A 13,271-nucleotide genomic window follows, 5' to 3' on the forward strand; every position below is an offset into this window, starting at 1 on the left:
ATGCGAGTTATTAGCGGTAAATTTGCCGGGCGTATTTTATCATCTCCTCTTGGTCAATCCATTCGCCCGACGAGTGATCGTACGCGCGAAAGTCTTTTTAATATTCTTGTTAGCCGAGAGGAGCAATTTTGGGCAAATAAGCGTGTTCTTGATCTTTTTGCTGGCACTGGTGCTTTGGGCATTGAAGCGCTTTCACGTGGTGCAAAAGCTGCTGTTTTTGTTGAAAACTCAGTTGAAGGGCGTGGCTTAATTCAGAAAAATATTGAATCTTTTGGATTACAAGCAATTGGGCGAATTTTGCGTCGTGATGCTACTAAACTTGGTAATATTGGAACAATGCTTCCATTTGATGTTATTTTTGCAGATCCTCCTTATGGTTATTGTTTGGGTGAAAAAGCTTTTATAGAGGTTCTTAAAGGTGGATGGGCAAAAGATGGAGCACTTTTTGTGCTCGAAGAAATGAAAGAGGCAGTTATTAATTTACCCGATATATTGCATTTAGATGATGAACGTTTTTATGGTGAGACAGCCATACGTATTTATAAGCTTCAATTATAATCTTTGACTTTGAGAAAAGTCATTCTCCATAATAATTGGTTATATTCGCTTTTAAACTTATTTATCTGAGTATTGTAAAAGATAATCATAATTTTCGTGAGTAAATAATATTTTTAATGGATAGAACTTAGTGTGGTGATGATTGTTAGTAAGTGTATGAAATGTTGCCTTACTTTATAGAGTGCGTTTTCTCTAATAGTTTAAAAGACGTAGATATGGTGAATAATTACTGCTAAAAAATGTGTTTTCGGTCTTCAAAAAAGGTACGCTATTTTAATGATATATCATAGTAACAATCTTACATAAATGCATAGGGTGTTTTCTATGGTATCTATTACAGTGAAAAGTAGTTGATAGGTATAAGTTAGAGCAAGTAAACTTAGACAATAGAAGTGCAATTGGTTTTTATGTGATACAAAAATATAATAGCACTTTCTGACATAAGTATATGAAGAATAAGATTGGGGATTGCTGATTAGTTATACATACGCGCTAAAATATAATCAGTATTGTTATGTTTGATCATGTCAGATTAATTACTTAAAATTTTAATAAAGGACTGACGTTAGTAGTTGTGAGTATATTAAAGCATTGATCCAATATGGATAGCACGAATCGTAGAAGGGTGTTGCTTTATATTTGCTTAGAAATCGAAGAGTAAAAGAGGCACGATAAGAATGAAAATTGGTTTAGCGTTTGGTAGTGGAGGAGCGCGCGGTTTTGGTCATCTTCCGGTTATTGGAGCGCTTGAAGATTTGGGTTTAAAACCAAGTGTTATTGCTGGGTCTTCCATTGGTTCGATTATAGGTGCGGGTTTAGCTGCTGGAATGACACAAGCTGATTGGGAGGATTATTGTCTTTCGACTTTTTCTCATTCGGATAATGTTCTGCGTCGTTTATGGTCTTTGATGCCGATTTCATGGAAAGAGCTATGGGAATGTGGTTTGCGTTTTTTGCAATTTAATTTGGAATCTATTTTAGAGAATTTTTTACCTCGCGATTTTCCACGAGATTTTTGTACTTTAAAAGTTCCTTTTTGTGCTGTGGCTACAAATTTAAAAACGGCAGAAATGGTTATTATTCAAGAAGGAGATTTGCGTTCGGCTTTAGCTGCTTCTTCTGCTATTCCTGGTTTATTTAAGCCAGTTTTGCGCAATCATATTTTGTTGGTTGATGGGGCGGTTTGTAATCCTGTACCTTTTGATTGCTTTATTGAACCAGTTGATCTTTCAATTGGTGTTGATGTTATTGGGCCACCAATAGTTGATTGTAAAAATGGACATGTTTCAGTTGCGGAAAGCTTTATTGCTGCAAGTGTTGTAGGACAACAGGCGCTTGTTGCAGCACGTTTGCGGTTTTCAAATTTGAATCTTTTATTGCAACCTCCTATTGATGGGATTCATATTTTAGATTTTCTTGAAGCCAAAGAAATTTTACAACGTTTAGCTCCTTTTCGTGAAAAGGCTAAGAAGGAAATTTCTCAATTAATTGAAAATGCAATGGCATATTAATATGCATATTTGGCTATGAATATATAAAAATGATGTTTTGTATGATTTTGTTAATGATTTATCATTGTAAATGGTAAATATTTGAAGGAGCTTATAATGACTGTCGAAGAACAAATTGATAAAGCCGTTTCATTGATTGAAGCGGCAAAGCGTTCTGGGGCAGATGCTGCTGATGCTGTTATTGTCCATTCACATTCTGTTCGTGTATCGGTTCATCTGGGCAAAGTTGAATCGACAGAAGCTTCGAAAAGTAATGATTTTACATTGAGAGTTTTTGTAGGGAAAAAACTAGCAAGTGTTTCTGCTAATTTGGCATCATATCCAGAAAAATTAGCAGAGCGTGCTGTTGCTATGGCTAAAGCTTCACCTGATAATTTGTTTGAAGGTTTGGTAGATAAAGGATGTTTGGTCACTCATCCTAAGGATCTTGATCTTTTTGATGGTTTTGTTCCGCAAAGCCATTTTTTAACAGAAGATGCTTTGAAAATGGAAGCAGCAGCTCTTGATGTTAAAGGAGTCAACAATTCTGGTGGTGCTACAACAGCTTACGGCAATAGTGGGCTTGTTCTTATAACCAGCAATGGTTTTTGTAAGGCGTATCGTTCTAGTTGTTTTTCACGTTCTTGTAGTGCACTTGCTGGTGAAGGTACAGCAATGGAACGAGATTATGATTATACAACTTCTTTACATTTTTCTGATTTGGAAGAAGCAGAAGTTATTGGCAGAAATGCAGGATCAAGAGCAGTTCGGCGTTTAGGAGCAGTTCGTGCAGCTACTGGGGTAGTTGATGTTATTTTTGATCCGCGTGTGGCTCGCGAAATTGCTGGGCATATTGCATGTATGGTTAATGGAGCATCGGTTGCTCGTAAAACGAGCCTTTTACAGAATTTACAAGGGACAAGGGTGATGAAACCTGATGTCAATGTAACAGATCAGCCTTTGAGATTGCGTGGCAATGCTTCTCGTCCTTTTGATGGTGAAGGGGTAGAAGGGCAAACATTAAATATTATTGAAAATGGTGTTTTAAAAACTTGGCTTCTTTCATCATCAGCAGCTCGTGAATTGGGGCTTAAAACCAATGGGCACGGTGTACGTTGTGGATCGTTTATTCAACCAGCGAGTACTAATTTTGCTATTGAACCAGGTTTAGCATCACCTCATGATATGATAAAAGCTTTACGAAATGGTTTTTATGTTACAGAATTGTTTGGGCATGGGATTGATTTTGTTACCGGTCAATATAGTCGTGGTGCTTCCGGTTTTTGGATTGAAAATGGTGAAATCGCTTATCCGGTGAGCGAAGTAACTTTGGGCTCTGATTTGCTTCATATGTTAGCGCATTTAACACCGGCCACTGATATTGATCGACGTTATGCAACAGCTTCTCCAACATTGTTAATTGAAGGAATGACACTTGCAGGAAAATAACGCGCATTATCATTCTGACCTTAATCTTTTGCTTAATGTTTGTCGAGAAGCGGGGGATTTGGCGATGAAATATTTTGGGTATGAGCAAGAAGTTTGGATCAAAGATGGTAATTCACCGGTCAGTGAGGCGGATTTCGCAGTTGATCACTTTTTGAGGGAACGACTTCTTAAAGCGCGACCGACTTATGGCTGGATTTCAGAAGAAATGGAAGAGAATCAAACACAACAGGTTTATGAGCGCTATTTTATGGTTGATCCCATTGATGGAACACGTGGTTTTCTTTCTGGCAGTATTTATTGGTGTATTTCGGTTGCCATTATTGAAAATGGGCGTCCTGTTGTGGGTGTTTTGCAGTGTCCAGCTAAAGGAGATATTTATGCTGCTGCCATTGGTCAGGGGGCGACGTTGAATGGTATAAAGTTGCCTCGCTTAATGTCGTCTCATGTTAATCAGAAATATGGAATTTCTCTTGATCAATCAGTTGCCCAAAAATTACCGTGCGATTTTTTAAATCAGGTTAGTTTTTTTCGTTATATTCCTTCTCTTGCTTATCGTATTGCCCTTGTTGCTCAAGGTGAGATCGATCTTGTGTTGGTTCGACCAAATTGTCATGGTTGGGATATTGCTGCTGCTGATCTTATTTTGCAAGAGTGTGGTGGACGTTTTATATCATTTGATGCACCGTTTATTTCTTATAGAATTGAGCCTTATCAATATGGCTTTTTAATTGCTGGTGAAAATAATTGCTGTCAAAATATGATAGATGTTGTTCGTCAAGCAAAGTTAGTTTAATCAAATGAACAACATAAACTAAAGTTTAACGATACGGAGGCAGTAATGAATGAAACCAACAAGAAAAAGCAATTATTGCACCTTGTATTTGGTGGGGAATTAGAAAATCTTGATGACAATCAATTTAGAAATATTAATGATTTGGATATAGTAGGTATTTTCCCAGATTACCAATCAGCTCATGCAGCATGGCGGGCAAAGGCGCAAAGTAGTGTAGATAACGCATTACAACGTTATTATATTGTGCATTTGCACCGACTTCTTGATCCTGAAATAAGTGATGCATAATTTAAGTATTCAAATATTATTTTCCGGCTACAATAAAGCAGTCAGACTAAATTGACTGGATTTGACATCAAGATGAGTGAAATAATTCAGAAGAAAAAGGATAGTGTTTTAAAGCGATTTTGGCGAAAAAATCGTGGTTTATTGATGGAAACGTGGTTTGTCCAAGTTTTTATTGTATGGTTATTGGTGAACTATCTACGTTTTGTTTATTGGACAAATCCGCGATTAAAAAGTTCAGATGATCTTACAAAGACGTACAATTCTTATAATCCATTTATTATCACATTTTGGCATGGGCGCCATATTATGGCGCCTTTTCTGCGTTCTCGAGATGAAGTGGTTATGGCTATGTTTTCTCGTTCTGCAGATGCAGAAATAAATGCGCAATTGGCAAAAAAATTAGGGTTTGAAATTGTACGTGGTTCAGGGGGACGCGGTCAAACGCATCACGTAAATAAGGGGGGCGCGCAGGCGTTGTTAACGCTAAAAAACGCTCTTAAATCTGGAAAAACGGCAGCTATGATTGCAGATATCTCACATAAAAAAGCACGTGAAGCTGGGAAAGGAATTATTTTATTAGCTAAATTATCGGGTCGTCCTATTATTCCTTGTGTATATGCTTTTTCAAGAGAGAAAATTCTTGAAAAAACGTGGGATAAAACTGCAATTCCACTCCCTTTTGGGCGTTCAATTGTTCTCGTTGGGGAGGCATTTTTCGTTTCCAAGGATGCAAATGATGCTTTGCTAGAAGAAAAACGCATGCAATTAACAGATATGATGAATCGCTTAACGGATGAAGCTTATAATCGTCTTGCAATAGGTGAGTAAGGTTTATTGAAGATGATAGACTTAAAAGCACGAATAGCCCTTTCAATTTATCGGATAGTTGGTTCTTGTTCGCGCCCTATAGTGCCCTTTTATTTATTTTGTCGTACTATATGTGGAAAGGAAGAACCGGGGCGGCAGAAGGAACGTTTGGGTAAAAGCCATAAAGTGCGTCCTCAAAGCCCATTGATTTGGTTTCATGCGGCCAGTATTGGAGAAACACTTTCTCTTTTCCCACTTATTAATTATATCTTATCTTTAAAAATTAATGTATTGTTGACAACAAGCACTGTGACATCTTCCACTCTTGTAAAAAAGCATTTTGGTGATCGGTTAATTCATCAATATGCTCCATTGGATTTAGAATCGGTTATATGTCGTTTTATCAGCAATTGGAAGCCTGATTTAGTATTGATTTGTGAATCAGAAATTTGGCCTTTACGTATAAAAACACTTGCTAAAATGCGTATTCCACAGATTCTGGTTAACGCACGTATGTCTGAACCTTCTTTTAAGGCGTGGCAAAAACGATTACCCCTTGCTAAGCACATTTTTAAACATATTGATATGGTTATTTGTCAAAGTCAAAAGGATGTAGCTTACTATCACGCGCTTGGGGTAAAGTCTGTTGCGCTTTCTGGTAATCTTAAAACTGATGTTGTTCCGATTGTAAACCAATCGTTGGTTACACGTTATTGTAATGCTATTGGAGATCGTCCAGTTTGGGCTGCTATTTCAACTCATGAAGGGGAAGAGAAGATAGTTTTTGAGGTTCATAAAATTCTTAAAAATTATTGGCCAGATTTATTAACGATCGTTGTTCCGCGTCATCCTGAGCGTTCAGAAGATATTATCAAGGCATGTAGTGATAAAGGTTTGCGTTTTATTCGTAGAAGCAGGCATGCTGTTCCAGATGCAAATACAGATATTTTACTGGGAGATACAATTGGGGAAGTAGGGCTTTTTCTTCGCTTATCAAAAGTTGCTTTCATTGGTAAATCGTTATGTGGTTACGGTGGTCATAATCCATTGGAATTGGCTTTGCTTGGTGTAGCTATTTTAACGGGGCCTCATGTCGCAAATTTCCGAGATATATTTGAACATTTTTTATCTCGTGATGCAGCTTGTATAGTTGAAGATACTGCGCAGCTTGCACTTCAAGTACAGAAGCTTTTAACAGATGAAATATTTCGGCAAGAAATGGTTAATAAAGCATATGAAATTGCAACAGATATGGCAGGTGCACTTGAGCGCACATTAAAGATTCTTGATCCATTTTTACAGCCACTTGTAATGCAGACAAGTTTAAGTCAGTGTCGGGGTGGGTATGCTTATTAGAGCTCCCCATTTTTGGTGGAAAAATAAAAGCATTTTACGTTTTTTATTTACACCAATTGCTAAAGTTTATGGCTATTTTTCACATTGTCGTATGAAAAGACAGCCCTGTGTTATTGATTTGCCAGTTTTGTGTATTGGCAATTTTACATTAGGTGGAGCGGGCAAAACACCTGTTGTGATTGCTTTTGCCAAAGTAGCCAAAGAGCTTGGTTTTGTTCCTGGCATTGTGTCGCGTGGTTATGGAGGGACGACTAAAGGTGTACATCTTGTTAATGAGAAATATGATAATGCACGTGATGTTGGAGATGAGCCGCTTTTACTTGCACGTTATGCTTTGATAGCAGTATCGCCTAATCGTTATGCGGCGGCACAACGCCTTAAGGAAGAAGGCTGTAATCTTATTTTAATGGATGATGGGTTTCAAAGTCGTCGCCTTTATATGGATTATGCATTACTGGTGGTGGATGCAATGCGTGGTTTTGGAAACGGGGCTGTTTTTCCAGCAGGGCCCTTGCGCGCACCATTAGAAACTCAGTTTTCTTTAATGGATAGTGTTTTAATCATTGGTCACACGGCTTCTCATAATGATGTGGCTTTTGTGGTAGAGGGCTCTGGAAAACCATTGCATTATGCTCGTCTTAAACCTTTGGTTGCTGATGAGGTTGCTGGAAAATCTTTTTTGGCGTTTGCGGGTATTGGCAACCCAGATAAATTTTTCGAATCCATTAAAGAGATGTCTGGTCATGTTATGCAAACGTGTTCTTATCCAGATCACTATTTTTTTACCAGTACGGATCTAAAGAATCTTGCACAAAAAGCCAAAATTCACAATTTGTGGCTAGCTACCACTGCTAAAGATTATACTCGCATACAAGCGAATGGCTTGCAAAAAGAGTTAAAAAATCTTACCGTATTTGATGTTGAAGTTGATTTTATTCAAGCAGATTTTTGTCGTATGTTGCTTGAAGAGGTTATGACCCGTTTTAGGAAGCGCAAACATTCTTTTTAATCTATATTTAAAGCACTAGTTTCTGCTTTATGGGTTTTCATTCGCTATTTTTAATAATTGGCGAAGATGTGGATTGCATTCAAGTTCACGACGATAGGACAATTCACAATTAGCATATGCTTCTTGACGATGATGATTCCAGTATTTTAGGTCATCTATAGGGATTTTTTGTCCGCTAACAGCACAAAGAGTATAAGTTCCGTATTTCACAATTTTGTATCCATTACTAGAATACTGAATAGTTGCTTCACGTTCATTATTAGAAAACATTCTCTATGAGCCCTTTCTATTTTTATAACATATAAAGTGCCATAAGATGCTTTCTTTATAAAGTCGAGAGTGAATTAAAATATTTTTTCAGGTTAGAATAGTGAGTGAGATTTTATTTTCTTCCAAAAAGACGTTCTATATCGGCTAGTTTGAGCTCAATATAAGTAGGGCGGCCATGATTACATGTGCTTGAATTAGGTGTTGCTTCCATTTGTCGTAAAAGAGCATTCATTTCTTTAGGATGCAAAAGGCGTCCTGAACGTATTGAACTATGACAAGCCATGGTTGCTGCAACATGATTGAGCATTGCTTTTAAATTATCTGTGGTATCGTACTCAGACGCTTCATCGACAAGGTCTCTGATAAGAGCTTGTGCGTTGATTTCTCCTAACATGGTGGGTGTTTCACGCACTACGATTGCCCCTGATCCAAATGCTTCAATTCCTAAACCAAATTTCTGCAAAACATCTTTATGCACTAAAAGGCACGCTGCATCTTCTTCAGAGAGTTCTACAATTTCAGGAATAAGCAATAATTGTGAAGGTAATGGTTTGGAGTAAAGTGCATTTTTAAGGGCTTCATAAACCAATCTTTCATGGGCAGCATGCTGGTCTACAATAATCAAACTATTTTTGGTTTGAGCGACAATATAGTTTTTATGAATTTGTGCTTTTGCAGCGCCTAATGGATAGTGTAATTCTTCTGATGTAGGGGGGTGAGTTACAGCACCTACGTCACTACTAGGTGTGTTTACATATTCTATCATAGGGGTGATATTTTCTCTTAAACCAGCAAAGTCAGGAATGTCTACTGGTTTATGATCTGCTGATGTAGTTCCTGGTGCAGCATATTGTGGTTGCGGGTTATAGGAAAAAGGCTGATGAGGGCTTCTAAAAGTTTTGAATGATGATTGTCTTTGAAATGCAGCTAACATCGCTTTAGAGCCTGTTGAACTGGGGCGAATGCCAGTCTGACGTAATGCCTCATGAATGGCTCCAATAATTAATCCGCGAATTAAACCGGGGTCACGAAATCTTACATCAGCTTTTGCTGGGTGCACATTGACATCTACATCAGCAGGTGGCAAATCGATAAAAAGAATGGATACAGCATGGCGATTTGGAGCCATAACATCGGTGTAAGCCCCCCGGATTGCTCCCGATAGAAATTTATCGCGCACTGGGCGCCCATTAACATAGACAAATTGATGAAGGCTATTACCACGATTGAAAGATGGCAAACAGGCAAAACCAGTTAAACGAGCTGTTTCACGTTCAGCATTTAGTGTAATACTGTTGGAGCCAAACTCTTTTCCCATAATCTGTGTAATACGCTCTAATTGCCCTTGGGTGTTGTTTTCAGTTGCGGGTAATTCCATAAGAGTTCGATCTTTACCAGAAAGAGAAAAACGGATATGTGGAAATGCGATAGCAATTCGTTTAATCATGTCTGTAATAGCGTTCATTTCAGCGCTATCAGTTTTCATAAATTTTAGCCGTGCTGGTGTCACAAAAAAAAGGTCACGAACTTCAACAGTTGTTCCAGAATTAGCAGCAGCAGGTTTTGGTCCTTCAACTTTTCCTGCTATAACGATAATTTCAGCAGCGCTATCAGCGTCTTGTGTTCGTGAAACGAGTTTAAGTTTAGCAACAGAACCAATAGAAGGTAAGGCTTCTCCCCGAAAACCAAGGAAGCGAATATTATGTACATCATCGACAAGTTTAGATGTGCAATGACGAGAAATTGCTAAAGTTAATTGATCTTTTGAGATACCACAACCATTATCACTTACTCTTATAAGGTTTTTTCCACCGTTTGCTGTAACAATTTCAATACGAGTTGCTCCTGCGTCAATAGCATTTTCAACAAGTTCTTTGACAACATTAGCTGGCCGTTCAATAACTTCACCGGCGGCAATTTGGTTAATAATGGTTTCGCTGAGGTGGCGTATGATCATAGTTTAATTTAACAAGGTTCGTTTTTACTGTATAGAAAGAGTAAAAAATATTTACTCAATATCTAAGAGTGAGAGAAAGTTGAAAATAATATTTTAAGAATGGTTCTGTTCACTTTCAATGGAAGAAATAATACATAATTGGAATTTTCAAGGTTTCTACTCTTAGATCACACTTTACCAAAGACTGTTCTATTTTTATAGTTTTGAGTTATATTAATTGTGGTTATAAACCAGTTGAATACATCGGTAAAGAATGAGTTTATTATTCTTAACAAAACTTACGATAACTAATGATCTAGGTCAAAAAGAGGCAAATAAAAATGAAAGGCAGAATATATGGTGTGCACGAACGGTATTCTCGCAGATAGTGATATACAAGCTTTAATTGATAGTAGCGTTCTTAAAGCTATTTGCCCATTTGATGCCGATCAAATACAACCTGCGAGTATTGATTTACGTTTGGGAAAAAAAGCATATCGCATACGTGCTTCCTTTATGCCAGGGCTGGATACAAAAGTTTTTGATAAGCTTGAACGGTTAAAGTTACACGAATTTGATTTGCAGGATGGAGCAGTTTTAGAAACCGGCTGTGTTTATATTGTTCCTCTTTTGGAAAATTTGGATTTGCCAAACATTTTTTCTGCGGTCGCTAATCCTAAAAGTTCTACAGGACGGTTAGATGTTTTTACACGTGTAATTACAGATAATGCTCAAGAGTTTGATAAAATTTGTGCGGGTTATCATGGTCCACTTTATCTTGAAATTAGTCCACGCACATTTCCGATTTTAGTACGTACAGGTTCGCGTTTATCACAGCTTCGGTTTCGTAAGGGGCAAAGTTATTTGAATGGAACTGAGTTGCACGCTTTGCATAGAAACGAAATACTTATATCGGACGATTTTCCCAATATTAACGACGATGGTATTGGGCTTTCTGTTAATTTGAAAGGAAACGAAGAAGGGCTTGTGGGTTATCGTGGTAAACATCATACGAGTGTTATTGATATTGATCAACGTTGTGTTGCTAATGTTTTAGATTTTTGGGAACCTATTTATGATTGTGGTGAAATGGAATTGGTTCTTGATCCTGATGAGTTTTATATTTTAGTTTCACAAGAATCTATCCATGTTCCGCCGCTTTATGCTGCTGAAATGACACCATTTAATCCCTTAGTTGGTGAATTTAGAGTACACTATGCAGGTTTTTTTGATCCAGGATTCGGACATACACAGGCAGGTGGGAAAGGAGCCAGGGCGGTTTTAGAAGTACGTAGCCATGAGGTTCCATTTATCTTAGAGCATGGCCAAATGATTGGTCGTTTGGTGTATGAGCGTATGCTAAATCGACCGTTGCTTCTTTATGGGCATGATATTGGTTCGCATTATCAAGCACAAGGATTAAAACTGTCTAAGCATTTTAAATGAGTTTGAAAATACAGATTTTGATTAAATATACATAAGTTTAGCTTTTGAGGAAACAGCTTTGGTATTTCATATATAGAAAAAGGATATCGCTGTGATTATTTCTTCAACTTTTGATTATCGCAAAGCAGCAAAACGTCGGTTACCTCCCTTTTTATTTCACTATATTGATGGTGGTGCTTATGCTGAAAAAACGATGCAGCGTAATTGTAGAGATCTTCATGCACTTACATTACGTCAACGGATTCTTAAGCAAGTTGGAGAGGTTGATCTTTCAACTCGGATTTTTGATCAAATATTAAGTATGCCAATTGTTCTCGCACCTGTTGGGTTAACTGGTATGTATGCGCGTCGTGGTGAGGTACAAGCTGCGCGCGCGGCTGTTGCGAAGGGTATTTCTTTTACTTTATCTTCCGTTTCAGTTTGCTCTATTGAAGAAGTAGAGGCAGCAGTTGGAAATGCATTTTGGTTTCAACTTTATATTCTCAAGGATCGTGGGTTTATGCGTGATGTGTTAGAGCGAGCTTGGGCAGCTGGTGTACGCACATTAGTTTTTACAGTTGATATGCCGGTTCCCGGTGCACGTTATCGTGATGCTCATTCGGGTATGTCTGGGCCTTATGCTGGGTTACGCCGTGTATTACAGGCTGTTGTCCATCCTCATTGGGCTTGGAATGTTGGTGTTATGGGGCGTCCACATGATCTTGGAAATGTTTCTACTTATCTTCAAAAGAAAATTAAACTAGAAGATTATATTGGTTGGCTTGATGCAAATTTTGACCCATCGATTGCTTGGCATGATTTACAATGGATTCGGGATTTTTGGAAAGGACAAATAATTCTGAAAGGTATTCTTGATCCAAAGGATGCACGTGAAGCAGTGCAATTTGGTGCTGATGGTATTGTTGTTTCTAATCATGGCGGGCGTCAACTTGATGGAGTACTATCAACTGTGCGGGCGTTACCGGCAGTTGCGGAGGCTGTAAAAGGTGATTTGACTATTTTTGCTGACTCTGGTGTTCGGTCTGGCCTTGATGTTGTACGCATGGTGGCACAAGGGGCTGATGCTGTTATGATTGGCCGTGCTTTTGCTTATGCGCTTGCGGCAACAGGTGAGAAAGGTGTTGCTCACCTCCTTGATCTTTTTGCTAAAGAAATGCGAGTGGCTATGACATTAATTGGTGCTCGTACAATAAAAGAAATCACACGTGAAAATTTAGTCAATACAGATATTTATAAGGATTGATCAATGCAAAAGCACGCTATGTTATTTTTTGAGAGAGAAGGGTAATTACAAGGAAAATATAATTTATAAAGTAAAAATAATTTGTATCGCTTTATTTTTTAGCGTCTGCAAAAGTACTAATGCTTTTTGTTTTTGTATCAATATTTTAAAACATATCATTCTTCCACGTAAACGGTAAATTAGTTCGTAATTTTAGGCTGGAAATCAAGGTGTGTTTTTCCAATATATAAAAAATTTAGATCTTATTATATTCAATATTGAGGCAGTTTTTATCTAATAACGATTGCAAATCGCTATTGAATGTTATTCAATTTTTTCTGTGTGCTGAGTGATTGTATCACTATAGTTCTGAGAGGGTGCTAGGTAAGATTCATCATTTGTTTTTTTTGAATAAAGTAATTAGCAGCATATTGAACAAGATATATCAGCTACAAACAATTTACATTACGACTCTATAAAGGATAGGGAAGTAGCGTTTAACAATGCAAAGCCTTCTCTACACAGCTTGCAAAATTTATACAAAGCGTAAACTCACATACAGATGAGTTGTGTGTGAAGAATTCTATTAATTACACCGAATTAATATCATCGACAAGTTTTGGGCAAGTATAAAGATATTAAGATGC

At 37.7% G+C, this 13,271-nt stretch carries 12 protein-coding genes; 10 read left to right on the forward strand and 2 right to left on the reverse strand.

What is annotated here, in order from left to right; translation table 11 throughout:
* The 8 genes from rsmD (at position 1) to lpxK (ending at position 7,750) form a co-directional block, all read left to right on the forward strand.
* Entirely contained in the window at positions 1 to 558 is a 558-nt protein-coding gene (gene rsmD, locus BWD121_RS00245) for a 16S rRNA (guanine(966)-N(2))-methyltransferase RsmD (RefSeq protein ID WP_078662881.1), read from the forward strand.
* Positions 559 to 1,235: 677 nt separating this feature from the next.
* Positions 1,236 to 2,069, forward strand: coding sequence for a patatin-like phospholipase family protein (locus BWD121_RS00250; protein ID WP_078662882.1), 834 nt, complete (start codon positions 1,236 to 1,238; stop codon positions 2,067 to 2,069).
* 96 nt (positions 2,070 to 2,165) lie between these two features.
* Complete coding sequence (locus BWD121_RS00255) at positions 2,166 to 3,497, forward strand: TldD/PmbA family protein (RefSeq protein WP_078662883.1); 1,332 nt, start codon at positions 2,166 to 2,168, stop codon at positions 3,495 to 3,497.
* On the forward strand, positions 3,484 to 4,290 hold the full coding sequence (locus BWD121_RS00260) for a 3'(2'),5'-bisphosphate nucleotidase CysQ (RefSeq protein WP_078662884.1): 807 nt from the start codon (positions 3,484 to 3,486) through the stop codon (positions 4,288 to 4,290). The genes BWD121_RS00255 and BWD121_RS00260 overlap by 14 nt, the downstream gene beginning before the upstream one ends.
* 45 nt (positions 4,291 to 4,335) lie before the next feature.
* Complete coding sequence (locus tag BWD121_RS00265; protein ID WP_078662885.1) at positions 4,336 to 4,578, forward strand: DUF4170 domain-containing protein; 243 nt, start codon at positions 4,336 to 4,338, stop codon at positions 4,576 to 4,578.
* A 72-nt stretch (positions 4,579 to 4,650) separates the two neighbouring features.
* A complete protein-coding gene (locus tag BWD121_RS00270) occupies positions 4,651 to 5,406 on the forward strand; it encodes a lysophospholipid acyltransferase family protein (RefSeq protein WP_078662886.1) in 756 nt (251 codons plus the stop codon).
* 12 nt (positions 5,407 to 5,418) lie between these two features.
* Positions 5,419 to 6,741, forward strand: coding sequence for a lipid IV(A) 3-deoxy-D-manno-octulosonic acid transferase (gene waaA / locus BWD121_RS00275; protein ID WP_078662887.1), 1,323 nt, complete (start codon positions 5,419 to 5,421; stop codon positions 6,739 to 6,741).
* On the forward strand, positions 6,731 to 7,750 hold the full coding sequence (gene lpxK / locus BWD121_RS00280; protein ID WP_078662888.1) for a tetraacyldisaccharide 4'-kinase: 1,020 nt from the start codon (positions 6,731 to 6,733) through the stop codon (positions 7,748 to 7,750). The genes waaA and lpxK overlap by 11 nt, the downstream gene beginning before the upstream one ends.
* A 27-nt stretch (positions 7,751 to 7,777) precedes the next feature.
* On the opposite strand, the gene BWD121_RS00285 is transcribed toward lpxK, so the two are convergent.
* Together BWD121_RS00285 and mutL are read right to left on the reverse strand one after the other, a co-directional pair.
* Entirely contained in the window at positions 7,778 to 8,020 is a 243-nt protein-coding gene (locus tag BWD121_RS00285; RefSeq protein ID WP_078662889.1) for a DUF2093 domain-containing protein, read from the reverse strand.
* A gap of 112 nt (positions 8,021 to 8,132) precedes the next feature.
* Positions 8,133 to 9,977 carry a DNA mismatch repair endonuclease MutL gene (mutL, locus tag BWD121_RS00290; RefSeq protein WP_078662890.1) on the reverse strand — a complete coding sequence of 615 codons (1,845 nt, stop codon included), beginning with the start codon at positions 9,975 to 9,977 and terminating at the stop codon, positions 8,133 to 8,135.
* A gap of 336 nt (positions 9,978 to 10,313) precedes the next feature.
* On the opposite strand from mutL, the gene BWD121_RS00295 reads away from it, so the two are divergent.
* Complete coding sequence (locus tag BWD121_RS00295) at positions 10,314 to 11,402, forward strand: 2'-deoxycytidine 5'-triphosphate deaminase (protein ID WP_078662891.1); 1,089 nt, start codon at positions 10,314 to 10,316, stop codon at positions 11,400 to 11,402.
* Between the two features lie 91 nt (positions 11,403 to 11,493).
* Positions 11,494 to 12,645 (forward strand): FMN-dependent L-lactate dehydrogenase LldD, encoded by a 1,152-nt coding sequence (lldD, locus tag BWD121_RS00300; RefSeq protein WP_078662892.1) that lies wholly within the window; start codon positions 11,494 to 11,496, stop codon positions 12,643 to 12,645.
* The last annotated feature ends 626 nt before the right edge of the window (positions 12,646 to 13,271 follow it).

The organism is Bartonella sp. WD12.1, assembly GCF_002022415.1.
In the GTDB taxonomy this organism is placed as follows: domain Bacteria; phylum Pseudomonadota; class Alphaproteobacteria; order Rhizobiales; family Rhizobiaceae; genus Bartonella.

What these genes read in the sequence shown, in the direction of transcription:
- BWD121_RS00285 (WP_078662889.1), bottom strand. Translation starts at nt 8,020, where the DNA reads ATGTTTTCTAATAATGAACGTGAAGCAACTATTCAGTATTCTAGTAAT.
- lpxK (WP_078662888.1), top strand. Translation starts at nt 6,731, where the DNA reads ATGCTTATTAGAGCTCCCCATTTTTGGTGGAAAAATAAAAGCATTTTA.
- BWD121_RS00295 (WP_078662891.1), top strand. Translation starts at nt 10,314, where the DNA reads ATGGTGTGCACGAACGGTATTCTCGCAGATAGTGATATACAAGCTTTA.
- BWD121_RS00250 (WP_078662882.1), top strand. Translation starts at nt 1,236, where the DNA reads ATGAAAATTGGTTTAGCGTTTGGTAGTGGAGGAGCGCGCGGTTTTGGT.
- waaA (WP_078662887.1), top strand. Translation starts at nt 5,419, where the DNA reads ATGATAGACTTAAAAGCACGAATAGCCCTTTCAATTTATCGGATAGTT.
- mutL (WP_078662890.1), bottom strand. Translation starts at nt 9,977, where the DNA reads ATGATCATACGCCACCTCAGCGAAACCATTATTAACCAAATTGCCGCC.
- BWD121_RS00270 (WP_078662886.1), top strand. Translation starts at nt 4,651, where the DNA reads ATGAGTGAAATAATTCAGAAGAAAAAGGATAGTGTTTTAAAGCGATTT.
- BWD121_RS00255 (WP_078662883.1), top strand. Translation starts at nt 2,166, where the DNA reads ATGACTGTCGAAGAACAAATTGATAAAGCCGTTTCATTGATTGAAGCG.
- rsmD (WP_078662881.1), top strand. Translation starts at nt 1, where the DNA reads ATGCGAGTTATTAGCGGTAAATTTGCCGGGCGTATTTTATCATCTCCT.
- BWD121_RS00265 (WP_078662885.1), top strand. Translation starts at nt 4,336, where the DNA reads ATGAATGAAACCAACAAGAAAAAGCAATTATTGCACCTTGTATTTGGT.